The 24,058-nt window shown below is 63.1% G+C and carries 22 protein-coding genes and 1 pseudogene; 1 reads left to right on the top strand and 22 read right to left on the bottom strand.

Annotated features, from left to right (window positions below; genetic code table 11):
* Positions 1-103: 103 nt before the first annotated feature.
* The 4 genes from infB to rimP are packed head-to-tail and all read right to left on the bottom strand — an operon-like array spanning position 104 to position 5,649.
* Entirely contained in the window at positions 104-2,674 is a 2,571-nt protein-coding gene (infB, locus tag NKJ04_RS03740; RefSeq protein WP_352610752.1) for a translation initiation factor IF-2, read from the bottom strand.
* Positions 2,671-3,321 (bottom strand): RNA-binding protein, encoded by a 651-nt coding sequence (locus NKJ04_RS03735; protein WP_352673565.1) that lies wholly within the window; start codon positions 3,319-3,321, stop codon positions 2,671-2,673. Before NKJ04_RS03735 ends, infB begins: the two co-directional genes overlap by 4 nt.
* 38 nt (positions 3,322-3,359) lie before the next feature.
* Positions 3,360-4,955: a transcription termination factor NusA gene (nusA, locus tag NKJ04_RS03730; RefSeq protein WP_013527896.1), complete on the bottom strand. Its 1,596-nt coding sequence runs from the start codon at positions 4,953-4,955 to the stop codon at positions 3,360-3,362.
* A 49-nt stretch (positions 4,956-5,004) separates the two neighbouring features.
* Positions 5,005-5,649, bottom strand: coding sequence for a ribosome maturation factor RimP (gene rimP, locus NKJ04_RS03725; RefSeq protein WP_352673563.1), 645 nt, complete (start codon positions 5,647-5,649; stop codon positions 5,005-5,007).
* Between the two features lie 299 nt (positions 5,650-5,948).
* On the opposite strand from rimP, the gene NKJ04_RS03720 reads away from it, so the two are divergent.
* The gene (locus NKJ04_RS03720) at positions 5,949-6,116 is read left to right on the top strand and encodes a hypothetical protein (protein ID WP_352673562.1); all 168 of its coding nucleotides are present in this window, start codon (positions 5,949-5,951) and stop codon (positions 6,114-6,116) included.
* A 66-nt stretch (positions 6,117-6,182) separates the two neighbouring features.
* On the opposite strand, the gene trmB is transcribed toward NKJ04_RS03720, so the two are convergent.
* From trmB to NKJ04_RS03630, 18 genes and pseudogenes are all read right to left on the bottom strand, one after another.
* Complete coding sequence (gene trmB, locus NKJ04_RS03715; protein ID WP_352673560.1) at positions 6,183-6,884, bottom strand: tRNA (guanine(46)-N(7))-methyltransferase TrmB; 702 nt, start codon at positions 6,882-6,884, stop codon at positions 6,183-6,185.
* A 23-nt stretch (positions 6,885-6,907) separates the two neighbouring features.
* The gene (metK, locus tag NKJ04_RS03710; RefSeq protein ID WP_023811409.1) at positions 6,908-8,173 is read right to left on the bottom strand and encodes a methionine adenosyltransferase; all 1,266 of its coding nucleotides are present in this window, start codon (positions 8,171-8,173) and stop codon (positions 6,908-6,910) included.
* A gap of 169 nt (positions 8,174-8,342) precedes the next feature.
* Positions 8,343-8,762, bottom strand: a complete 420-nt coding sequence (locus NKJ04_RS03705) for a helix-turn-helix domain-containing protein (RefSeq protein ID WP_023811410.1) — start codon at positions 8,760-8,762, stop codon at positions 8,343-8,345.
* 141 nt (positions 8,763-8,903) lie between these two features.
* Entirely contained in the window at positions 8,904-10,496 is a 1,593-nt protein-coding gene (gene lnt, locus NKJ04_RS03700; protein WP_352673557.1) for an apolipoprotein N-acyltransferase, read from the bottom strand.
* A gap of 102 nt (positions 10,497-10,598) precedes the next feature.
* Positions 10,599-11,068, bottom strand: a pseudogene (locus tag NKJ04_RS03695) (VOC family protein).
* 16 nt (positions 11,069-11,084) lie between these two features.
* Positions 11,085-12,215, bottom strand: coding sequence for a hemolysin family protein (locus NKJ04_RS03690; RefSeq protein WP_352631043.1), 1,131 nt, complete (start codon positions 12,213-12,215; stop codon positions 11,085-11,087).
* Positions 12,216-12,243: 28 nt separating this feature from the next.
* Positions 12,244-12,744: an rRNA maturation RNase YbeY gene (ybeY, locus tag NKJ04_RS03685; protein WP_352673555.1), complete on the bottom strand. Its 501-nt coding sequence runs from the start codon at positions 12,742-12,744 to the stop codon at positions 12,244-12,246.
* 18 nt (positions 12,745-12,762) lie between these two features.
* Positions 12,763-13,755: a PhoH family protein gene (locus tag NKJ04_RS03680; protein ID WP_023758127.1), complete on the bottom strand. Its 993-nt coding sequence runs from the start codon at positions 13,753-13,755 to the stop codon at positions 12,763-12,765.
* An 83-nt stretch (positions 13,756-13,838) separates the two neighbouring features.
* Positions 13,839-15,260 carry a tRNA (N6-isopentenyl adenosine(37)-C2)-methylthiotransferase MiaB gene (miaB, locus tag NKJ04_RS03675; protein ID WP_023811414.1) on the bottom strand — a complete coding sequence of 474 codons (1,422 nt, stop codon included), beginning with the start codon at positions 15,258-15,260 and terminating at the stop codon, positions 13,839-13,841.
* A 74-nt stretch (positions 15,261-15,334) separates the two neighbouring features.
* Positions 15,335-16,135 (bottom strand): lyso-ornithine lipid O-acyltransferase, encoded by an 801-nt coding sequence (gene olsA / locus NKJ04_RS03670; protein ID WP_352554676.1) that lies wholly within the window; start codon positions 16,133-16,135, stop codon positions 15,335-15,337.
* A gap of 21 nt (positions 16,136-16,156) precedes the next feature.
* Complete coding sequence (gene rimI, locus NKJ04_RS03665) at positions 16,157-16,651, bottom strand: ribosomal protein S18-alanine N-acetyltransferase (RefSeq protein WP_024503455.1); 495 nt, start codon at positions 16,649-16,651, stop codon at positions 16,157-16,159.
* On the bottom strand, positions 16,652-17,329 hold the full coding sequence (tsaB, locus tag NKJ04_RS03660; RefSeq protein ID WP_352673553.1) for a tRNA (adenosine(37)-N6)-threonylcarbamoyltransferase complex dimerization subunit type 1 TsaB: 678 nt from the start codon (positions 17,327-17,329) through the stop codon (positions 16,652-16,654).
* A gap of 95 nt (positions 17,330-17,424) precedes the next feature.
* Complete coding sequence (locus NKJ04_RS03655) at positions 17,425-18,531, bottom strand: DUF1513 domain-containing protein (RefSeq protein ID WP_352673552.1); 1,107 nt, start codon at positions 18,529-18,531, stop codon at positions 17,425-17,427.
* 352 nt (positions 18,532-18,883) lie between these two features.
* Positions 18,884-19,963: an imelysin family protein gene (locus NKJ04_RS03650; protein WP_352673550.1), complete on the bottom strand. Its 1,080-nt coding sequence runs from the start codon at positions 19,961-19,963 to the stop codon at positions 18,884-18,886.
* Positions 19,963-21,564, bottom strand: coding sequence for a di-heme oxidoreductase family protein (locus NKJ04_RS03645; RefSeq protein ID WP_352673548.1), 1,602 nt, complete (start codon positions 21,562-21,564; stop codon positions 19,963-19,965). The genes NKJ04_RS03650 and NKJ04_RS03645 overlap by 1 nt, the downstream gene beginning before the upstream one ends.
* Positions 21,565-21,576: 12 nt before the next feature.
* The gene (gene bfr / locus NKJ04_RS03640; RefSeq protein ID WP_013527914.1) at positions 21,577-22,062 is read right to left on the bottom strand and encodes a bacterioferritin; all 486 of its coding nucleotides are present in this window, start codon (positions 22,060-22,062) and stop codon (positions 21,577-21,579) included.
* A complete protein-coding gene (locus NKJ04_RS03635) occupies positions 22,028-22,339 on the bottom strand; it encodes a (2Fe-2S)-binding protein (RefSeq protein ID WP_023811421.1) in 312 nt (103 codons plus the stop codon). Before NKJ04_RS03635 ends, bfr begins: the two co-directional genes overlap by 35 nt.
* Before the next feature lie 114 nt (positions 22,340-22,453).
* Complete coding sequence (locus tag NKJ04_RS03630; RefSeq protein ID WP_023811422.1) at positions 22,454-23,743, bottom strand: imelysin family protein; 1,290 nt, start codon at positions 23,741-23,743, stop codon at positions 22,454-22,456.
* Positions 23,744-24,058 lie beyond the last annotated feature (315 nt).

The raw sequence follows: 24,058 nt of genomic DNA, 5'->3' as shown, positions 1-24,058 counted from the left end.
GGCGCGGGATGGGACCGTGCCGCATGTCTCATATGGGTCGTTCTCAATAGACCTCGGGCGGCGGCCTCTCGGCCACCGCCCGGTATGGACAAGTCACTCGAACTCAGAGTGTCCGGGTCACCATCTCGACGCGGAAGCACTCGATGACGTCGCCGACGCGCATGTCCTCGTAGTTCTGGAAGGCCATGCCGCACTCCTGGCCGCCGGGGACTTCCGAAACTTCGTCCTTGAAGCGCTTCAGCGTCTTCAGCGTCCCTTCGTGGATGACGACGTTGTCGCGGATCAGGCGCACCCCCGCACCGCGTTCGACCTTGCCTTCGGTGACACGGCAGCCGGCGATCTTGCCGACCTTGGTGATGTCGAAGATCTCGAGGATCTGCGCGTTGCCAATGAAGGTCTCGCGACGCTCCGGCGACAGCAGGCCCGACAGAGCCGCCTTCACGTCATCCACGAGGTTGTAGATGATCGAGTAGTAGCGGATCTCGATGCCAGCCGCCGCTGCGGCGGCACGTGCCTGGACGTTGGCGCGGACGTTGAAGCCGATGATCGCGGCACCCGAAGTCTCCGCCAGCGACACGTCGCTTTCGGTGATGGCGCCGGCACCGGCATGGACGATGCGCGCACGCACCTCGTCGGTGCCGAGCTTGTCGAGCGCGGCGTTGATCGCCTCGATCGAGCCCTGCACGTCGCCCTTGATGACCAGCGGAAATTCCTTCAGCCCGCTTGTCTGCAATTGCGACATCATCTGCTCGAGCGACCCGCGCTGGCCGGCATGCTTGGCAACCGCCTTCTCGCGCGCCAGACGCTGGCGGTATTCGGTGATCTCGCGGGCACGGGCCTCGTTGTTGACCACGGCGAAGCGGTCGCCGGCCTGCGGTGTGCCCTGCAAGCCAAGCACTTCCACCGGCATCGCCGGCGGCGCTTCCTTGATCTGCGTGCCACGATCGTTGACCAGCGCACGGACCCGGCCCCATTCGTTGCCGGCAACCAGGATGTCGCCCGGCATCAGCGTGCCGGTCTGCACCAGCACGGTGGCGACGGGGCCACGGCCCTTGTCGAGCTGGGCTTCGATGACGACGCCTTCGGCGGTACGATCCGGATTGGCCTTCAGGTCGAGAATTTCGGCCTGCAGCAGGATCGCCTCGAGCAGTTTGTCGAGATTGGTGCCCTTGGTCGCCGACACTTCGACGTCCAGAACTTCACCCCCCATGGATTCGACGAAAACCTCGTGGCGCAGCAGCTCCGAGCGCACTTTCTGCGGATCGGCATCATGCTTGTCGATCTTGTTGATCGCCACGATGATCGGAACGCCGGCCGCCTTGGCATGGCTGATCGATTCGATCGTCTGCGGCATGACGCTGTCGTCGGCCGCAACCACCAGGATGGCAATGTCGGTCGCCTGGGCGCCACGAGCACGCATCGCTGTGAAGGCGGCGTGGCCGGGCGTGTCGATGAAGGTGATCTTGTGACCGTTCTTCTCGACCTGGTAGGCGCCGATGTGCTGGGTGATGCCGCCGGCTTCGCCGGAGACGACATTGGCGTTGCGGATCGCGTCGAGCAGCGAGGTCTTGCCGTGATCGACGTGACCCATGATCGTCACGACCGGCGGACGCGAAACCAGGTCCTCGGCACTGTCGGCGATGTTGAACAGGCCTTCCTCGATGTCGGACTCGGCGACGCGGCGGACCGTGTGGCCGAATTCGGTGGCAACCAACTCGGCCGTGTCGGCGTCGATGACGTCGCCCGGCTTCAGGATCTGGCCCTGCTTCATGAAGAACTTGACCAGGTCGACCGCGCGCTCGGACATGCGTTGCGCCAGTTCCTGGATGGTGATGGTCTCTGGCAGGATCACTTCGCGCATGACTTTCTCGCGCGGCTCATTGTGCATCGCGCGCTTGAATTTTTCCTGGCGGCGACGCATCGACGACAGCGACCGGGCTCGCGCGTCTTCGTCGGACAATGCTGAATTCAGCGTCAGCTTGCCGCGGCGGCGGTCTTCCTCGGCCTTGGTCGGCTTGGCCGGACGCGCCACTTCGGGCGTGACCGGACGGCGCACCGGTGCGCCGGCACCAACACGTTTCGGCTTGGCCACTTCCTCGTCATCGACTGTTGCCAGTTCGGCGGCCAATGGCGCGCGTCGACGGGCCTCTTCCTCAGCCCGACGGCGGGATTCGGCCTCGGTCTGCAACCGCGCCTCTTCCTCGGCCTGGCGGCGTGCGGATTCATCGCGTTCGCGCTTGCGGCGCTCTTCGTCCTCGGCGCGACGCTTGGCATCCTCGGCGGCGCGCTGGCGGTCCTCGACCTCGCGAACCTTCGAGCCCTCGAGCGCCCTGCGGCGCGCTTCCATTTCACTGCGCGACAGTTCGTTCAGCACCATACCGCTGCGTTCGACCGGGGCCGGCGGCGGTGGTGGCGCCTTCGGTGCTTCCGGCACGACGACGGGTGCGGCCACGACCGCCGGCTTCGGTGTGAAGACGGGGGCGGCAACAGGCTCCGGCTTGTCGCCGGGCATCGAGAACTTGCGCTTCTTGGTTTCGACGACGACCTGCTTGGTGCGGCCGTGCGAGAAGTTCTGGCGCACAGTGCCCTGTTCCATACCGGGGCGCTTCAGCGTCAAGGTCTTCTTCGGCGTCACACTCAGCGTATTGTCGTCACCCGATTTCGTATCGCTCATTCCATATCCTCTGCGGCATCATCTTCGTCAGCAACAGCCGCAAGCATTGCCAGATCGTCCGGGGAACCGCCCCGATACCGGTCGAGCGCAACCATGCGCTTCTGGACCGCCCTGCCCGCGTCTCCCGCGAGAACGGCAGCATGTATCACATTTGTACCCCCCAATGCCAAGCTCAACTCGGCCTCGGAGAAAAGTTTGTAGGCAAGGATAGCGGGCCCGCCGAGATGGACTGTCGCCCGTCGCGCCTGGCTGATCTTGCGCACGCCGTCGTCGGACGCCTCGGTCGCGTGGAGCACGAAAAGCGCCAATCCACCGCGGACAGCACTTTCGACCTTGGTGGCACCCAGCGAAATTGCGCCTGCCTTGCGGGCAAGACCAAGCATGCCCAGAGCGTGCCTGGAAAGTAGCCCGTCGATCATGCCGCCAAGATCGGGCGGCACGACCACCTGTGCCTTGAAGGCGCGGGCAAAGAGGTTCTTCGCCGCAGCCTTGTCGATATGTAGGCGGTCGGCGCTCACCCAGCAACCGCGGCCGGGCAGATTTCTCTTGATGTCGGGAACGACGGCCGAATTCGGGCCGACGACAAACCGGATCAGATCATCCGGTTCGGCTTGTTTGCGCGTAACGATGCAGGTGCGATCGTTCATCTCGTCCAAGGGCGGGTTCGGTGCGATGCGGTTTCACCTCACGCACCAACGGCTTCGTCAGCCGAGACTTCTTCGGCTGCAAGCTCGTCTTCGGTGATCCAGCCGGCCTTGAGGCGGGCGGCCAGAACCATTTGTTCGGCGTCTGCGCGGGTCACGCCATGATTGGCGAGCACGCCCGGATAGACTTTTGTCTCGCCGTCCTTGCGTTCCTTCCAGCCGGTCAGGTCGTCAGCGGCATAGCCAGCGAAATCCTCGATCGTCTTCACGCCGTCCTCGCCAAGCGTCACCATCATGGCGGTGGTGACGCCGGGGATTTCGCGCAATTCGTCGGAAACACCGAGCGCCTTGCGCTTGTCGTCGTGCTCGGCCTCGATCTTCTCCAGATATTCGCGGGCGCGGGTCTGGATTTCCGAAGCGGTGTCCTCATCGAAACCGTCGATAGAGGCGATCTCGCCAGAATCGACATAAGCGACTTCCTCAACGCTGGTGAAGCCTTCGGAGGCCAGCACCTGGCCGACCATCTCGTCGACGTCGAGGGCTTCCATGAACAGCGACGAACGCTCGACGAATTCCTTCTGGCGGCGCTCGGATTCTTCGGCCTCGGTCAGGATGTCGATATCCCAACCGGTCAGCTGCGAAGCCAGGCGCACGTTCTGGCCGCGGCGGCCGATGGCCAGCGACAGCTGGTCGTCGGGAACCACGACTTCGATGCGTTCAGCATCCTCGTCGAGCACGACCTTGGCGACTTCCGCCGGCTGCAGCGCATTGACGATGAAGGACGCCGCCGAAGGCGACCACGGAATGATGTCGATCTTCTCGCCCTGCAATTCGCCGACGACGGCCTGGACGCGGCTGCCGCGCATGCCGACGCAGGCGCCGACCGGATCGATCGAGCTGTCGCGCGAGATGACGGCGATCTTGGCGCGCGAACCTGGATCGCGGGCGACCGATTTGATCTCGATGATGCCGTCATAAATTTCCGGCACTTCCATGGTGAACAGCTTGGCCATGAACTGCGGATGGGTGCGCGACAGGAAAATCTGCGGGCCGCGCTGCTCGCGGCGCACATCGTAGACATAAGCGCGGACGCGGTCGCCATATTTGTAGTTCTCGCGCGGGATCAGCTCATCGCGGCGGATGATCGCTTCGCCGCGGCCGAGATCGACAATGACGTTGCCGTATTCGACGCGCTTGACGGTACCGTTGACGATCTCGCCGATGCGGTCCTTGTACTCGTCATACTGGCGGTCGCGTTCGGCCTCGCGGACCTTCTGCACGATGACCTGCTTGGCCGACTGGGCGGCGATGCGGCCGAAATCCATGGGCGGCAGCTGTTCAGCGATGAAGTCGCCGAGCTGAGCGTCGGGATTGCGCTCGCGCGCCGAGGAAATGGCGATCTGCGTGGCGTAGTCATCGACCTTCTCGACCACTTCCATCAGCCGCTGCAGCTTCATCTCACCGGTGTTCGGGTTGATGTCGGCGCGGATGTTGGTCTCCTGACCGTAACGCGAGCGCGCCGCCTTCTGGATCGCATCGGCCATGGCGGCGATGACGATCGACTTGTCGATCGACTTTTCACGCGCGACCGCGTCAGCGATCTGCAGCAATTCAAGTCTGTTGGCGCTTACAACCATCGTTTTTCTCCCGAGCCTGTTTGCCGGACCTTTGCGCCCGGCAGCTCAATCATAGTTCCTGTTCGTGTTCTTCCGTGGCGTCCGCTTCCGCACCCGACTCGTCGTCGTCCGGTTCGCCGCGGCGTTTCTTGGCTTCCTTGCGCGCCCTGTTGTCCTTCGACAGGGCATCGCGGATAAGATCGTCTGTCAGGATCAAGCGCACATCGGCAATCGCATCATAGGGGACGCGCACCGTCGGCTCCTCGCCATAGGCGGCCTTGTCGCGCTCGATCAGCACATCGTCTTCGCCGGCTTCGGCGATCTTGCCCTTGAAACGCTTGCGGTCGGCAACGACGATCGATGTTTCCATCTTCACCAGATGACCCGTCCAGGTCGTGAAATCCGATTTGCGGACCAGCGGCCGGTCGATGCCGGGCGACGAGACTTCAAGATGATAGGCCTTTTCGATCGGATCGTCGACGTCGAGCGCCGGCGACACCGCGCGGCTGACCTCTTCGCAATCCTCGACGGTCATGGTGCCGTCCTCGCGTTCGGCCATGATCTGCAGCGTCAGCCCGTTCTGGCCCGACAGATGCACCCGCACGAGGCGGAAGCCGATGCCACGCAGAACCGGCTGGACGATCAGCGCGATGCGTGCATCGATGCCGCTTTCGCGGATGATGCGATCGTCGCCCTCGTTTGCCGTTGCGGTCATTGAAGCCCTGTCGTTCTCTACGAAGTTATCGGCAGGTAATAAAAAAGAGCGGGACCGGGTGGACCCACTCTTCGTCATACCGACCAAGAATTTGAGGCTGATATAAACGATCATGGCCTGTGTTTCAAGCCCGCTATGCTGGTAGGGTAACGCCGCCATCGAGGCTGCCCGCGCCAGCGTTGCATGGGGCGCATGGCGCCTATGCGGCGACCCCCATGGGATTGGCGCTGAAACGCACCTAGTTATGTTGCGCTGCACAAATGTGGTCGTGCGTCACACGTGCACGAAAGGACATGATCATGAACAACCGCAAGATATTTTCTGCAATAGGCGACTTCTTCACCGTATTCGGCAGCGCCGTGGCCGCTTCACGGGCCGTGGAAGCCGGTCGCAGGCCGCGCGCCGACGACCTGCGCAACCTCGGCGTCGAGCCTGCCGCCTTCGATCGCATCGGCCGCCGCTTCTAGCTTTGACGCAATTCCGGACGGAAAACCGTTTCACACTTTTCCTGGAATTGCTCTAAGACCGCGAGCCTATTTCCGAATGAAGGTAAGATAGGCCGGCCGCCGGCCCTCACGAATGGCCTTGACCTCGTAACGGGTGCCTGGCCAGCCTTCATAGGGCCGGTGCCAGTCCGCCGCCTCGCAAGCCTGCCATGCGAACGCGCCATGCGCGCGGCAATGCAGCAGGGTCCAGTTGACATAGGTGTCGATGTCGGACGCAAAGCGGAATTTTGAACCAGGCTTCAGCACACGCGCGAACCGCTCGAGATTGACCGGGCTGACGAAGCGCCGCTTCCAGTGTTTCTTCTTCGGCCAGGGATCGGGATAGAGCAGATCGATGCCGTCGAGCGAGGCTTGCGGCAGCCAGTCGAGCAGCCTTGTGGCGTCGTCGTCATAAACCCGCAAATTGGCGAGCGGTTTCTCGCGCACCGCCATCATCATCTTGGCCATGCCGTTGACGAAGGGCTCGACGCCGATAAAGCCGATCGCTGGGGCCTCGGTCGCACGATGCAGGAGATGCTCGCCACCGCCGAAGCCAATCTCGAGGCGAACCGCGCGGACATCCGTCTCAAACAAAGCGCTGAGATCAGCCGGCGGCTCGGCCGCCAGATCGAGCCGATATGTGCCAAAGCCGATTTCCAGTGCGGCCGCCTGCTGCGGGCGCATGGTCTTGCCGCGCCGGCGACCGAAAAAGGCTTCGGTCGCGCGGCTTGGTCTGTCCTTCGGATCCATGGCGGGACTTTGCGGTGCCGCTGTCAGGCGGCGACCGCGTCCTTGAGTGCCTTGGCGAGATCGGTCTTTTCCCAGGAGAAAGACCCATCACGGCCGGCCTTGCGGCCGAAATGGCCGTAGGACGACGTCTTGGCGTAGATCGGTTTGTTGAGATCGAGGTGACGGCGGATGCCCGACGGCGACAGATCCATCACCGTGCGCAACGCGTCCTCGAGCTTTGCCTCGTCGACCTTGCCGGTACCGTGCAAGTCGACATAGACCGACAGCGGCTGAGCAACGCCGATGGCGTAGGAAAGCTGGATGGTGCAGCGGTCGGCGAGTTTCGCCGCCACGACGTTCTTGGCCAGGTAGCGCGCCGCATAGGCCGCCGAACGATCCACCTTGGTGGTGTCCTTGCCGGAGAAGGCGCCGCCGCCATGGGGTGCGGCACCACCATAGGTGTCGACGATGATCTTGCGGCCGGTCAGTCCGGCATCGCCGTCCGGCCCGCCAATGACGAACTTGCCGGTCGGATTGATGTACCACATGCAATCGTCGGCGATCTTGAGGTCGCCCAGCGCCTCTCGGATATAGGGTTCGACGACCTTGCGGACCTTCTTCGAATCCCAGCTCGCATCGAGATGCTGTGTGGACAGCACGATCTGCGTCGCCTCGGCGGCCTTGCCGTCGACATAGCGAACGGTGACTTGGCTCTTGGCATCCGGCCCGAGCTTGCCGGCTTCACCGCTGCCTTCGTGACGGGCGGCAGCCAGCAGTTCGAGGATCTTGTGGCTGTAGTAGATCGGCGCCGGCATCAGATCCGGCGTCTCGCGACAGGCGTAACCGAACATGATGCCCTGGTCGCCGGCACCCTCTTCGCCCTGACGGTCGGAGGCATTGTCGACGCCCTGGCCGATGTCAGGCGACTGGCCGTGCAGCAGAACCTCGATCTTCGCCGTTTTCCAATGAAAGCCGGCCTGCTCGTAGCCGATTTCGCGGATCGCCTTGCGGGCGACCGATTTGAACTTGGCCGGATTGACGACCGAATGCCCGGCGGCATCCTTGAGAATATTGCCGGCCTTGTCCCGCTTGAGCAACGTGTCGGGAACACGCACTTCGCCGGCGATCACGACACGGTTTGTGGTGGCCAGCGTCTCGCAGGCGACACGGACTTTCCACGGGTCCATGCCGGTCTTCTTGGCTTCGCGATACACCAGATCGACGATCTCGTCGGAAATCCGGTCACAGACTTTGTCGGGATGGCCCTCGGCAACGGATTCCGAGGTAAAGAAGTAGTTCTGCCGCGTCACGGGTGTCCCCTCTTGAAAAACGATCGGCAGGCTGCCGATTTTGGCGCGCCACGTGTTAGCGGGGCGAAGCGCCGCTCGTCAAGCGGTGCTTCGGTTCTGGCATGAATGTCGATGCAGTTATCTTGTGCCACCGGCGGCAAGACGCCGCCAGTCCTGGCGTGATTGCCGATCAGTCGGGATCGTCGGTGGAGAGGGACTTGACTAGGTCTATGATCCTGCGGCGCACCTTGGCATCCGCGATCTTGACAAAGGCCCGGTTGAGTTGGAGTCCTTCGGGACTGCCGCAGAATTCGACGGCGAAAGCCATCGACGCGTCCTCGGCAAATCCACGGCCCGCCACGGGCTCCTGGCCGGGCGCATCCTCGAAAAAGAAGGCGACAGGCACGCCGAGTATGGACGCTATCGCCTGCAATCGGCTGGCGCCGACGCGGTTGGTGCCTTTTTCATATTTCTGAATCTGTTGAAATGTGATGCCGAGGTTTTCTCCCAGCTTTTCCTGGCTCATTCCCAGCATGTTGCGGCGAAGCCGGATGCGACTGCCAACATGGATGTCGATCGGATTCGGTTTCTTCTTGTTGTCTTCTGTCATTTTTTCCTCGCCGAATTTTTTCGGCTTTCTCTATTTTTTTCCTGCCCAAACAAAGCCGGAGGCAACTGCCCCAACAGAACGATCCACCGGCTTCGAGAAATTTTCAGGCACTTACAGTATGAGTTTCTAATGTGTGGGCTGTCAATTCACCCGTAGCCTTTGCCTTACGTTCAACAGCGCTGCCCCAACGGCAAACAGCAACATGATCAGCATTCCGTTAATGCGCCGTTGGCCGGGAGATATGAGCGCCTGTCCGGAAATCGGTATGTGGGCGTCGATGGCGCCGCGTGCGTCGATCGCAAGCGCATCGACGATGCGCCCACGCGGATCGACGACGGCCGAGATGCCGTTGTTGGCAGCACGCACCAATGGCAATCCATTTTCCACCGCACGGATCTGGGCCTGCCTGAAATGCTGATACGGACCCGGCGTGTCGCCGAACCACGCATCGTTGGTAACGTTCACAATAAGCTGCGCTGACGCAGCGTCAACTGCCACAAGATCGGGAAAGATCACCTCATAACAGATAAATGGCAGCGCACGGATGCCATCGGGCAGCGTGATGGCGTGGCGCTCATTGCCGGCCGCGAAACTCATCGGCCCGGCAACCAGTTGCTCGATGCCGAAACGCTGGAGCAGATCGGCGAAAGGCAGGTATTCGCCGAACGGCACCAGGTGAACCTTGTCGACGGCGTCAGCGATTTCACCCTTGTCGTCGATCGCCACCACGGAGTTGTAGTAACGGCTGTCGGCATTCGCGGCCGAACCGCCTTCCTCGCGAACGACGCCGGCAATCAGCATCTGGCCGGGTCCGAGCATGTCCCCCAGCGCCGTCAATGCGTCCGGACGCTCGGTGAAGAGGAACGGCACCGAGGTTTCGGGCCACAAGATCAGTTGCGGCTTTTGATGGCCTGGGTCCGGCGCCTTGGCCGAGAGCCCCATCAGGACCGCGAAGATGCGGTCGCGCACCGAGGCATCCCATTTTTCCGACAGGTCAACGGCCGGCTGGACGATGCGGACATCCAGGCTGCGTGAAGCTGGCGGTTCGGGAGCGGCAAGCCTGACATAGCCGAAGCCGACATGGGCGGCGGCGAGCACGACAAACAGTGCCGCGCCGAGGCGCAGATGCCGACGTGCCGCCAGCAGTGCCGGCAATGCGAAGACGAACACCGCGAGCGCGTTCATGCCGATCATGCCCGTCACCGAGACGCTCTGCATCAGCAGCGGCACGGGCATGGCCGCGTAGCCGACGGCATTCCAGGGAAAACCGGTGAACAGGAAATCGCGCAGCCATTCCGCCAGGCCGAAGCCGAAGGCAAGGGCGGCGATGCGGCCAATGTCGTTGCTCCACAGCAGCCGGGCAACGATTGCCGCAAAGCCGTAGAAAAAGGCGAGCATGAAAGGAATGCCGACCACCGCGAAGGGAAGCGCCCAGGCAAAACTGTCGGCCTCGACCAGCAGCGCCGAGCCGATCCACCAGAGGCCGGCGAGGAAATAGCCGAAACCGAACCACCAACCGACGGCGAAAGCCGGCCGCAGGCGCTGGAACAGGCTGCCGGAAGCTTCGCCGGTGGCGCCGTCGAGCAGCCAGACCAGCAGCGAAAACGAGACGAAACAGGCGGCGAAGAAATCGTAAGGCGCCTGCCCAAGCACGGCAAAAGCGCCTGCGAGAAACGCCACGAGCGCACGCCGCCAACCCCAAAGCAGAATTATCCGGCCGGTGAGGCGCTCCATGCATACTTCCGAGTCGCGAATCAGGACACAAGATTTAACAGGCTGCGCTCCGCGCTCCAAACGGCGGATGGGCTGGCTGAGATGCACAGCTTCGGCCCTGCCCTACCGGTGCCAACCCTCGATTTGGACGCCGCCCAGCCGCTCGGCCTCCTCGCGCGGAACCGAACGGATGGTCTGCGTGAAGGTCCAGACATGGCCTTCGGGGTCGCGTGCACGATACTGGCGCTCGCCGTAGAACTGATCCGCCGGCTCCTGGATTATATCAGCGTCGACCGCCCGCGCCTGCTCGCAATGCGCATCCAGGCCGCGCTTCAGCCTGACATAGATCGACTGCGTGTTCTTGCCCAAGACCGAAGCCGGGCTGGCAACATAATCGCTCCATTCGGAATCTACGATGATGTAGCTGTCGCCGAATCGCATCTCTGCATGGACGAGTTTCCCTCGGTATCGCTGACCACCATGCTGCGCGCGAAGCCGAAGGCTGCTTCCAGCCAGTCCAGCGCGGCACGAGGGTCCTTATAGAAAACACCGGAACCCAGACTTGGATGCTTGAACGGGTCGTCGACAGTCATCGGGCGAGCGTAACGCTTACGCCTGTTCGGTGCGCGCGGTGGCGCGCCGGCGGCGCTCACCCTTCTGGCTCTGCACGATGCGCACGCGCTTGACGCGGCGCGGATCGGCGTCGAGGACGTGGAACTCGAAGCCGGGTATGGCCTGCACCACCTCGCCGCGGGCCGGAACACGGCCAAGCGTGTTGAAAATCATGCCGCCGATCGTGTCGACATATTCGCCATGTTCACCGGCGGCGAAATCCCCGCCGATCATCTTGGCGACGTCGTCGATCTCGGCCTTGCCGTCGACGATGAACACGCCGTCGCCGCTCTGGGTGATCATCGGCTCGTCGTCGTCATGCTCGTCCTCGATGTCGCCGACCACCATCTCGACGATGTCTTCCAGCGAGGCGAGGCCGTCGGTGCCGCCATATTCGTCGATGACCAGCGCCATCTGGGTGCGCGTCGTCTGCATGCGGCCCATCAGGTCGGAGGCAAGCATCGACGGCGGCACGAACAGCACCGGGCGGATCAGATTGAGGTCGCCAATGGTGCGTGCGAGGTCGACCTGGGCAAGATCGAGAACCGTGGCAGCGGGGGTTTTCCTGGTCGTGCGGCCCTTCTTGACGCGCGCGATCTTGGTGATGTGGGCCAGCACGTCACGGATATGGACCATGCCGCGCGGATCATCGAGCGTCTCGGAATAGACCGGCATGCGCGAATGGCCGGATTGTTCGAAAGTGCCCAGGAGATCGCCGAGCGTCGTCGTGATTTCGACCCCCTGGATGTCGGCGCGCGGTACCATGACGTCCTCGACGCGCACTTCGCGCAGCCGCAGGATGTTGTTGAGCATGGCGCGTTCGCCGGGCGAGAAGGCGCCGGCATCGCTCGTCGTCTCGGCTAGCGCGCCGGCAATTTCCTCACGCAGGCTGGTTCCGTTGCGTTGCTTGAACAGGCCCAGAACGCGGTCGAACAGGGAGGGACCGGCAGGCAACGTCTCGCTGGCAGCGCTGCCAGCACCGGCAGCAGCAGAGGTACTGCTAGCGCCAGAGGTACTGTTAGCACCAGAGGTAACGGTACTCGGACTTGATCCCTCTTCCGACGTGTCGGAAGCCTTGGTCGCACTGCCGGCGTCGGGGCGGGCGGCAGTCTCTGGTTTGTCGTTCATCGTCGTCCGGTCAATTGATCAGATGTAGTTACGCGTAGGGGTCGGGAATGGCAAGCCTTGCAAGCGCCGCGCGTTCGACGGCTTCCATCGCCTCGGCCTCGGCCTCGGTCTCGTGATCGTAGCCCAGCAAATGCAGCAGGCCGTGGATGACGAGATGGGTGATATGGTTCTCGACCGGATTGTCTTCCAGTGCCGCTTCATGGGCGACCGTTTCGGCGGCCAGCACGATGTCGCCCAGCATCGGCGGCAACGGACCGCCTTGCGCAAACGGCAAAGCCGGGAAAGACAAGACGTTGGTCGGCTTGTCCTTGCCGCGCCAGCCGGCATTGAGGAGCTGGACATGGGCGTCGTCGGTAAAAACGAGGCTGAGTTCGGAACGGCCCGCCACGCCGGTTTCGGCAAAAGCCGCCTTGACCGCGCCATCGACCAGCCGCGTCAGGCTTACCTCGTCGGGCCAGTTGCCCGCCTCAACCGATATGTCGATGTCGACGGGAACATTCCCGTCGCCGGATATTATGTCCTCAGGCATGAAGCCGCATCGTCAACATCAATTCTCGGCGCCGAGGCCGCGCGCCAGCTTGGCGTCCCGGTCGTAGGCCCTGACGATTTCCGCCACCAGTGGATGGCGGACCACATCGCCGTCGTTGAAGCGCACGGTGACCGCGCCCGCCACACCGTCCAGCACCCGCAAGGCTTCGACCAGGCCCGATTTGGTGTTGGAGGGAAGGTCGATCTGGGTCGGGTCGCCGGTGACGATCATGCGCGAATTTTCGCCCAGACGCGTCAGGAACATCTTCATCTGCATCGGCGTGGTGTTCTGCGCCTCGTCGAGGATGACGGCGGCATGCGCCAGCGTGCGGCCGCGCATGAAGGCGAGCGGCGCGATCTCGATCACTTCGGCGGCAATGGCGCGCTCAACCTTGTCGGCGGGCATCATGTCGTAGAGCGCATCATAGAGCGGCCGCAGATAGGGATCGACCTTCTCCTTCATGTCGCCGGGCAGGAAGCCCAGCCGTTCGCCGGCCTCGACCGCAGGCCGCGAGAGAATGATGCGCTCGACCATGCCGCGCTCGAGCAGCATCGCCGCATGCGCCACCGCCAGATAGGTCTTGCCGGTGCCGGCCGGGCCGATGCCGAACACCAGTTCCGACCGTTCCAGCGCCCGCATATAGGCGTCCTGGTTGAGTGAACGGGCATAGATCGTCTTCTTGCGGGTGGCGATCTGGGCGGCGGAAACCTTGCCCTTACGCTCCAGCGTCGGCAGGGTCAGCTGATCGTCGGCGGCAATCGCCATGCGCACGGCGCCATCGACGTCGGACTGGCCGATATCGACGCCCTTCTGGAGAATGCCGTAGAGATTGTCGAGCGCGCGGCGCGCCTGCTCGGCGGCCGACGCCGAACCCTTGATGGTCAGCTGGTTGCCGCGTGAGCGGATGTCGACGCCAAGCTTCTGCTCCAGCCTGGCGAGGTTTTCGTCGAACTGACCATAAAGGGCGCTGGCAAGCTTGTTGTTGTCGAAAGTCAGAACGATGTGCGCCATGTCAGAAGCCCCAGATGCCGGTACCGGGGGCAGGTTCTTCAGCTCTGCTGCGCTCAACCGTCTCTCCTCATCTGCCGAGACCCTCAGGCCAATTCGGCGAACAGGCTATTGTAGCCCGTCTTCGTGATTCGCACCTGGATAATGTCACCGATTTCGCCGGCCTTTTCATCAACAATAACCGGCTGCAGCCAAGGTGAGCGGCCAACCTTCTGGCCGGCCTGACGGCCGGGCTTCTCGATCAGCGTGTCGATGGTGCTTCCAACGAGGCTCAAGCCGAAATCCTGCTGCTGCTTCACAAGCAGAGCCTGCAGCCGCTGCAAGCGCTCGTCCTTGACCGTTTCGGGCACATGATCGGACATTTCGGCGCCCGGCGTGCCGGGGCGCGGCGAATATTTGAACGAGAAGGCCGAGGCGTAATTCACCTGACGCACCAACTCCATCGTAGCCTCGAAATCCGCTTCTGTCTCGCCGGGGAAGCCAACGATGAAGTCGCCGGAGAGCGCGATGTCAGGCCGCGCGGCACGGATACGGTCGAGCAGCGCCAGATAATCCCTCGCCGTGTGCCGGCGATTCATCGCCTTGAGGATGCGGTCGGAGCCGGATTGCACCGGAAGATGCAGATAGGGCATCAACGCCGGCAGATCGCGATGGGCCGCTATCAGTTCGTCATCCATGTCGCGCGGGTGGCTGGTGGTGTAGCGCAGACGCGCCAGCCCGGGGATTTCGGCCAGCCTGAAGAGCAGGCGGCCAAGGCCCCACTCCTCGGTCTTGCCCCCTTTGGCCTCGCCCCGGCCATGCCAGGCATTGACGTTCTGGCCAAGCAGCGTCACTTCGCGCACGCCGGCTTCGGCCAGGCGCTCAGCCTCCGCGACAATCTGCGCCACCGGCCGGGAGACTTCGGAGCCCCTTGTGTAGGGCACAACGCAGAAGGTGCAGAACTTGTCGCAGCCTTCCTGCACGGTGAGGAAGGCGGTGACGCCGCGCTTGATGACCTCGGCGCGCTTGGGCTGCGGCAGATGCTCGAACTTGTCCTCGATGGCGTAGTCGGTCTCGACGATCTTTTCGCCGCCGCGCACCCGCGCCAGCACGTCCGGGAGCCGGTGATAGGTCTGCGGACCGATGACCAGGTCGACGGCCGGCGAACGGCGGATGATCTCGGCGCCTTCAGCCTGCGCCACGCAGCCGGCGACGCCGACCAGCATCTCACGGCCGGCCAGGGCACGCTCGGCTTTCATGTCGCGGATACGGCCGAGCTCGGAATAGACCTTTTCGGCAGCCTTCTCCCTGATATGACAGGTGTTCAGCAGCACCAGGTCCGCCTCGCCAATGGCATCGGTCGCGGAATAGCCGTCGGCAGCCAGCGCATCGGCCATACGCTGTGAATCATAGACGTTCATCTGGCAGCCATAGGTCTTGATGAAGACTTTTCTCGCTGCCGCGGGAAGCACCGCCGGCTGTCCAGCCGTAGTGCCGATGTCGTCGCTTTCTATCGTGTTCAAGTCCATAAGGCGGCTTCTAACGCCTTTCCGTGACAAAAAACAGACGATTCTCGGCCCGCGCCAGCAAGGGCGTGCCGGAGCTACCGGCTCGGCCGCGGGTCGGCAAGCGCCGCCTGCATCATCTCACGCACCTGGCTTTCCATCAGTTTCGACGTCTCCTTGCGGTTCGAACCCTTGGAAAAGGCGATTGCCTCGCCGAAATGCACCTCGACGTCGAGCGCGCCCTCAGCGAGCAATACCTTGAGATGCGGCATCAAATCCTCATCGCCGATCCAGGCGGCAAGCGGGCGATGCCGGCGGCCGAGCGGCACGCCGTGCAGACGCGTATAGGCGATCGCCACCGGCTGGATGAACACCTGTTCCGCCGCGCCTTCGGAAATCGCCATCGAGGCGGCGCCGAACAGCGTGCTCTTGAACGGCAGGACCATATTGCCGTCGCCGGTCGAGCCCTCGGCAAACAGCACCATCGCATCGCCCTTGGCCATGCGGCTGGCAATCTCGCTTGCCTGGTCGCCCGACGATCGCTTGCGCTCGCGCTCGATGAACACGGTGCGCTGCAGCTTCGACAGCATGCCGATCAGCGGCCAGCCTTCCATATCCGCCCTGGCGATGAACTTTACGTCGGCAAAAGAGCCGAGCACCATGATGTCGGTCCAGGAGATGTGATTGGACGCAACCAGCAGCGGGCGCTTGTCGGACAGCGCTCCCTTGACATGGATGCGCATGCCGAGCGCCCTGACGATCAGCCTGTGCCAGACCTTGAGGATGAAGGTTTCCGGCCACCAGCCAGTCTTCATCGACAGTATCTGTAACGGCACGAGGACCAGCGAACCGGCGACAACGAGGCCCAGCGCCAGGAGAATCCTGATTTTCTTGATCATCGCCCCATCCCGGCCGTCTCGCTAGCGAAGATCGCGGCGCATGACAAGCGCGCCGGTCGGTCCGTGTTCGGCCGATCTGTAGTAATTCGGCCGCTTGCCGACCTCACGGAAGCCCAGCCGACGATAAAGCGCGATCGCCGCGACATTGGTCTCGTCGACCTCGAGGAACAGCGCTTCGGCGCGCTGCGCGTGCAGTTCGCGCAACACCGCGTCCATCAATTGCCAGCCCAACCCCTGGCGACGATGCGATCGCGCCACCGCGACGGTCAGGATCTCGCCCTCGCCTGCCGCAAGCCTCGCCAGTACGAAGCCGACGGGCGGCTTGGAGCCCTGTCCGGTTTCGCGCGCGGCATAGCCGAATACGGTGTCCTGTTCGAGCAGGGCGGCGAATTCGCCATCGGTCCAGGGGCGGACAAAGTCCTCGCGATGCAGCAGCGAGACCGCCGGACTGTCGGCGATCCTCAGCGGCTCGAGCGCGTAGTCCCTGCGGCGTGGTTGGAGAAAAGGTATGCGCATTTATCTTTCTTGCCTTGATAGAATAAAGCCAGCCTGCGGCTTGGCGTCGGCGCCGCGCATATAGAGTGGTTTCGGCCGTTCGCCTGCGCCCTTGGCGGCAGCCAGGCGGGCGTAGGTGACAATGTCGGCGGTGGCTGTCCGAGGGCCGACATCGAATTCGCGCCCGGCCGATGCGCTGATGAGCGCTGCCGCGGTGCCGGCAAGCACCGGAGACGTTTCCTTCGCCATGGCCACCACGTCAGCCAGCGTGGCCGCGGCCGGACCGTAAGCCAAGGCTGACATTTCATCGTAAAAGGCCGCGTGGATCTCTTCACGGCCGGCATCGAGCGCCGCCAGCACGGCGCGACCGGGAAATACCGCTGCTGCTTCGGCGGCCAGCGCCTCCAGTGTCGTCACCCCGATTGCCGGTATCTTCAGCGCCAGCGCCAGGCCACGCGCGGTCGAGACGCCGACCCGCAGACCGGTGAAGGAACCGGGGCCGACAGAGACGGCAATGGCGCCAAGACCCGCATAGTCGGTTGCGCTTGCCTCCAGCGCTTCGGCGATGACCGCCATCAGGTGCTCGGCATGGCCCTTGCCGAGATCGAGCACCGAGCGGCCAAGCTCCCGCTTCGCCACAGCATCATAGACGCAAGCGGCGCAAAGGTTGGCGGCACAGTCGATGGCAAGCAATTTCATGAGGCAACCGGTTCGAAAAACAATTCCCTGTGCCCGCCACGGCCCGCCACCGCAAGGGGATAGTGCATAATTCGTTAAACGGCTTCGCTGGTAGACTATGCGGCCTGTTCGATGCGCAGCATGTGGTTGTCCCAGACATAGTCCGGTTCGGAGCGTGTCGCGCCGCTGCCCTCGACGATCTCGCCGGCGCCGGTGGTGGCCATGAAGCCGGTTCCATCGGGGGCCACGCCGCAGACCTCGACCAACGCGCTGTTCGCAACGACCCGGCCGCTGGCCGCATCGATCACGACAAGCGAGTTGCCTTCCGGCGAGGAAACGGCGACGGTTCCGGCAGCCCGATTGGCCGCGACCGAGCCTATGTAGTTGCGGAAGCCGGACAAAACGTCCTGCGGCATGTCGAGCAACTGCAGATCCTTGCCGCGCGCGGCGCGACCGACCAGCAATGGACGATCGCTGCCCGGTCCCCGGTACTGGCAGCCGAACCAGACGGTTCCGGCCGGATCGGTGTCCATGTGGCGGATCGACAGCTGATGCAGTGCGGCCGGCAATTCGTGTTTCTCGATGACATAGCCGGTGACGCGGTCGATCAGCACATAGGACGGCTTCATGGTGGCGATGTTGAGCTCGGCGCGGCCGTAGTCCGGATGAGTCTCGATGCCGCCATTTGCAACCGCAATCGTCCTGCCATCGCCCAGGAGCAGAAGCTCGTGCGGACCCATGCCATAGGTCGGGAACTCACTGATGCGGCTGAATTTCGCCCGCGCATCGTAGACGCCGACGACGCCGGCGGCGTTGTCGAAGTCGTTTTCGGTGGCATAGAGCAGCGCACCGTCGGCCGAAAACACGCCATGGCCGAAGAAATGCCGGCCGGCGATGCTGGCGATGGTCAGCGGCGCGTCACGGCCCGAGTGATCGAAAACCACGGCGAAGGTGCCGGGCTGACGCGCGAAGACCACCGAGCGTTTCGATATGGGATCGAAGGTGACATCGTGGCCGCGATCGGGCAGGTCGATCGCATGCAGGACCTTGCCGGCCTCGGACAGGACGGCAGCGCCAAAGCTGCCGTCGCGTTTGACGAAAGCGGTGGCGAAGACGGCGTCGGCCGCAAGCGTCGTTGCCCAGGCCGACGGCGCCATTGCCGCGGCAAAGCCGATACCCGCAGCCCTCAGGAAATCGCGGCGATCGATGAGGGAGGTTTTCAAGAGACTATCCTCCCCTGCACTGGCTCGCTCCAGGACACGGTGATTATTACGGATCGGAGCTGACGCTTGGCACCTACCGATTCTTGGAATAATCCATCGCAGACATTGGAAGTTGGCCGAAGCCTCCGGAACTTCGTCATCCACGGGCGGAGCAGGAGCGAAGCTCCGTCGCGGAGACCCGAGGATCCATGCCGTGACCTTGACCGTCGGGTGCAACGGAGCAAAATTCTGGACCGCGGCAGCGCTTTGAAGTCGCGGCATGGATCCCGGGGTCTGCGCTGCGTCGCTTCGCTCCTTGCTTCGCCCCAGGATGACGAAGCTATGGGCGTATCGGCCAATCTCAAGGTCATGCTCAGTCCCCATCCAGCGAGGAGAAGCCTGCGGTCAGGCCGAATTCAGCGGTCAGCCTGGTGCCGATCAAGGCCGACAGGCTGGAGGTGATCAGCGCGAAATGATCGAGCTTGTTACGCAGCGCCGGATCGGCAAGCGCCTTGTCGATTGGACCGCTGACCGCCTTGGCGGTGGCGACACCGTTGACCAGCTGGATATGGATCGATTCGGCCATCCAGCGTGCATCGGCCGGCAGAGCGTCGCCAAGTTTCGAGGCCTGGAACAGCGTATCGATGCCGGAGAGATTGCCGGCCAGTGACGCGGTGGTGTTTTGCGAGCGCCAGTAGATTGCCTGTTTCGGCTTGTCCGCATCCGGCTTGCCGCCGAAAAACCCTTTCAGGCGCACGTCGCGGACCATTTCCAGTTCGTTGATGAAGACGCCGACCAGTTCCGTCACCGCTTCGTTGCCGTCGCGGTAGAGCGCGTTCTGCGGCCCCGGATTGGCCCAAAGCGCGGCAAATCCGTCCGGCTTGTTCCAGGCGGCGCTGACCTCGCCGGCCATGGTTTCGATGTTGCCGGCAACAGCAGTGCCATAAGCGCAACGGTAGGGATCACCCTTGCCGGCAAGTGCATCGGCACCGTCGCCGTAAAGAACGAATTCGAGCGCGCCCAGCCCCTGCATGGCAACGCTCTTGCCAGCCAGTTGTGCCGGATCGGTCGCGGTCGGATCCTTGGCCGACAGCGCCGCCTGTACCTGTTTCAGGCCGATGCTCTTGCGATCCGGCCAGAACAGCATGCGTTCCAGCCGGTTGTTCTCCTTGATCGGTCCGAAGCCGATGATTTCGGCTGACGACCAGGCATAGACGGTGGCGGAGAATTCGGCGCGTGCGGCATCGAGTTCTCCTTGCGAGGGCGTGACGCACAGCTCGCGCATGGATCCGGTCAAGGCTTCCGCATGCTCGTGCAGGCCGGCATAGGCCGGGCGGACGAAGCCATCGATCGCGCGCTGGATGATATCGGAGGCTTTGACCGCCGCAGACGCAGGGACAACGCCCAGCAGAGCCAGCGGAAGAACGAGAAACAATGCAGAACGCTTGAACATCACAGTGACTCCAGGAATTTGAGCAGCGCATTGCGGTCGGTCGCATTGGCTGCGGCAAAGCGGTCGCGCGCTTTCTGCGCCTCGCCGCCATGCCACAGGATCGCCTCGGTCAAGCTGCGCGCGCGCCCGTCATGCAGAAAGAAGGAATTGCCGTTGACCGTCTCGGTCAGGCCGATGCCCCACAGCGGCGGCGTGCGCCATTCATTGCCCGTCGCATCTCCCACGGCCTGGCCGTCGGCCAGATCAGGCCCCATGTCGTGCAGCAGAAAGTCGGAATAGGGCCAGATCAGTTGGAAGGCCTGCGCCTTGTGGGGCGTGCCGCGACGGGTGACGAATTTCGGCGTATGGCAGGCGATGCAGCCGATCTCGTAGAAGATTTTCTTGCCAATGAGCACCTGCGGCGTGTCTAGGTCGCGGCGCGCCGGCACGGCCAAGTTCTGCGAATAGAAGGTGACGAGATCCATCACCGGCGGCGGCGCCTCGACCGGGCCAAGGCGCTGCTGCACGCCGTTCGGCATGGCGAGGCATTTTGCCTCCGCAGCAGTGCAATCGCCCCAATGCTTCGGCTCTTCGGGCGTCGAGATGCCGATGTCGCCGGCAAAGGCATCCGCTGCCTGCTGGCGGATCGACGCGGTCTGCGCCTTCCAGCCGAAACGGCCAAGCGTCAGTTCTCCGTTCAGGCTATCGCGCACGATGTTCGGCCTGCCGGAAATGCCGTCGCCGTCCCTGTCGTCCGGATCGGCGTGGGCGAGAATATCAGCCGGCGCGATCTGTTCGATCAGGCCCAGGCCGACCATCGGCGGCGTCAGGCGCGGCGACAGCGTGGTGCGTGGGTCAAGCGGCCCGTAGCCAAGGCCGTCAACCGAATAGCTCGGTTTGCGCAAGGAGATCACTGTGCCGTCCGTCAGCTCCACCTTACGTTCCTGATAGTCGATGTGCATCCTGCCTTCACCGGGCAGGCCGGGCACGGCGAGCTCCTGCAATTGCCTGCCATAGACCGGGTCGGGGAAGTTAGGCACCTCGTGGTCGGCAAGCGCCGCCCTCTCTTGCGCGCTGCTGGCGTCGCGGGCCAGCCGCAGGAACATCGACGTGGTGCCGGCGTCGCCTAGCGGCGGGCGGCCGCGGCCATCTTTCAGATGGCAGTTCTGGCAGGCACGTTCGTTGAACAGCGGGCCGAGCCCGTCCGAAGCCTGCGTCGAGGATGGCGACGAGACCCAGTTCTTGCGGAAAAGGGCATTGCCGAGCTTGAAGTCGCCCTCTTCCTCGAAGGTGATGTTGGCCGAGGATTGCGAGAAGGAATCGCGGCTGACGTCCTTTCGGGACGTGCCGGCGCCACCTTGCATCAGTTCGAACTGCTCTGGCCTGGAAAAATCCGTGGTCGGCCTGGTGACGGCGATGACGCGCGCCTGATCCTTCGCATTGAGGTCGGTGCGCGTGACGGCGAGGCCGGCCGGCTGAATATCACCCGCCATCGCCGAAGAGGTGAGTGCCAACACGAGCATGACATAGTGCCGACGCGCCAATCCGGCTGACGTCTTTGGAAGGGACGGCGAGCCATCGGCCCGCCGCGAGCGGCGCACGAATTCTAGCAGGCGCCGCATTCCCGCATGCCCTTACTCCGCCTCGTCCGCCGATGCGGCGTTGAGCTGGCCGTATTTCTCCTCGCCGATCGAGGCAAGCAGGTCGAGTTGCGTCTCGAGAAAGTCGATGTGGCCCTCCTCGTCGGCGAGCAATTCCTCGAACAGCTTCATCGTCACGTAGTCGCCGGCGTCGTTGCAGATTTCGCGCGAACGCTTGTAGGCGGTACGTGCGTCATATTCGCCGGCAAGGTCGGATTCGAGCACTTCCTTGACGTTCTGCCCGATGCGCAGCGGCGCCACGGACTGCAGGTTCGGATGGCCTTCGAGGAAGATGATGCGGGCGACGAGCTTGTCGGCATGGTGCATCTCCTCGATCGATTCCGCCCGCTCCTTCTTTGCCAGCTTGGCGTACCCCCAGTCCTCAAGCAGACGGAAATGCACCCAGTACTGATTGACGGCCCCGAGTTCCAGAAAAAGGGCCTCGTTAAGCCGCTCGATGATCTGCGGATCGCCTTTCATGAATTCTGCTCCCGTATTGGACGCGCAGGCCTCTGACGCGATCCAGGTGTGAAACGACATCCACGCCGCTCGCCTCCGAGCGGGCGTGGTAATTTTCGGTGACCCGAATGATCGTTTCCACCACATTTGGGAAGCAGCCGCAACAGCGACCGCGCTTTTGCATGGCATGATAGATCTTCGCCGGCACGATCAACTGCCAGGGATCCTGGTCCAGCAGCCCGACGATCGTCTGCTCGATCTCCTTCTCGGTGATGATATTGCAATGACAAATCAGCATTGGCTTGCTCGGCTGGCTGACGGCGTCTCCCGCGCCGTGTGGCTTGATTTTCTAGCGGAGGCCGTTCCAGAGCCGGTTTTCCGGCTCCCGGATCAGTCTCCTGTCTTTCGACCCTTACTTGAACACCTTGTCCGGCGCGTCGAGGCTATCGGACCCTTCGAAGGCGATGGTGCTGAGCTTCAAGGAGCCGACGGCGCGCTCAATCGACTTGGTCTGATCGATCAGCGCATCGATCGCCGCCTGCACGGTGGCGTTGCCCTCAATGTTGCCCTCGGCGATCTGCTGGTCATAGGCCTCGCCGGCCAGTGCACGCGCCTTGATCGCCTCCATCTTGGCGACCGAAACATCGAGCTTGTCAGACAGTTCCTTGTCGATCGCCGGATCGGCCGCCTTCACCATATCGGCCACCGAGGGACCCGAAACGACGGTGCCGTCGAGACGCGTGTAGCTCGCATGATAGGCCGCGCGAATGCCGATGGCGTCGTAGAGATGCGAATTGTACGTGTTGTCGGAGAAGCAATCGTGCTCCTCTTCCGGATCATGCAGCAGCAGGCCGAGCTTCATGCGCTCGCCGGCCAGTTCGCCGTAGGACAGCGAGCCCATGCCGGTGAAGATGGTCGAGATCGCCGTGTTCGGCTCGCCATCGACGAGAGCCTTGCGGGCGGCGCCGTCTTCCTTCCAGTTGCCGACCATCTCCTGAAGATCCGAAACCAGAAGGTCGCTGGCCGATTTCAGATACTCGGCGCGGCGATCGCAATTGCCGCCGGTGCAGTTCTGGAGGTCGTAGTCGGTATAGGGGCGCTCGCCGGCACCCGGCCCGGTGCCATGCAGGTCCTGGCCCCAGAGCAGGAATTCGATGGCGTGGTAGCCGGTGGCGACATTGGCCTCGATGCCGCCGGCTCCCTGCAGCGTGCCGGAGAGGAATTCCGGCGAAAGCTTCGATGCATCGACCTTCTTGCCGTTGATCTCGATCTCCTTGTTGGCGATCACATTGGCCGTGTAGAGCGCATTCGCGTCCGATTCGGTGCCGTAGCTCTTGGCGACGTAGTCGATCAAACCTTCATCCAGCGGCCAGGAATTCACCTTGCCTTCCCAGTCGTCGACGATCTTGTTGCCGAAGCGGTAGACCTCGGTCTGCTGGTAGGGAACGCGCGATGCCTTCCAGGCGTCACGGGCAGCGTTGAGGGTTTCCGCCGATGGCGTGGCGAGCAGCGCGTCGACCGCCTTGTCGAGCGCCTGCGCGGTGGTCAGCGAATCCTCATATTTGGCGAGCGCGATGTCGGAATAGGTCTTGATGACGGCCTTTGCATCGGTTTCCGCCTTTGCCGGCAACACGAATACCGCCGCCGTCAGCAGGGCAGTGGCGCCGATCGCCGCAAGCCTGCTGCCATATCGTGCTGTCATAATCACTCTCCAGTTTCTCGGAAATTCTGTAAACGGCGCGCACAGCAACCGGCGCCAGGCCATCTGCGGGCCATTGGGCGCAAGAGATGCCGCGCTAGCGCGCGGTTCGCGGAAGAAAGACACCAAAATGCCTCCAATCGAAAGGGTTCAAGGCCCAGACATTAAAGGGATGCGCTGACGCGCGAGCTTCCATAAAGCTGCGACATCGTCGGATGTCAATGACAATCCGTAGGAAAAGTCAATTGAAACAACAGTTTAGAATTATTCTAAACTACGACTGTCAACTTATGCGTCTTTCTGCACCGGTCTTGCCGT

The sequence above is a fragment of the Mesorhizobium sp. M0618 genome, from assembly GCF_040320765.1.
In the GTDB taxonomy this organism is placed as follows: domain Bacteria; phylum Pseudomonadota; class Alphaproteobacteria; order Rhizobiales; family Rhizobiaceae; genus Mesorhizobium.
Note: the sequence above shows the minus strand (reverse complement) of the source record. Positions and strands in the feature narration are given on the sequence as shown.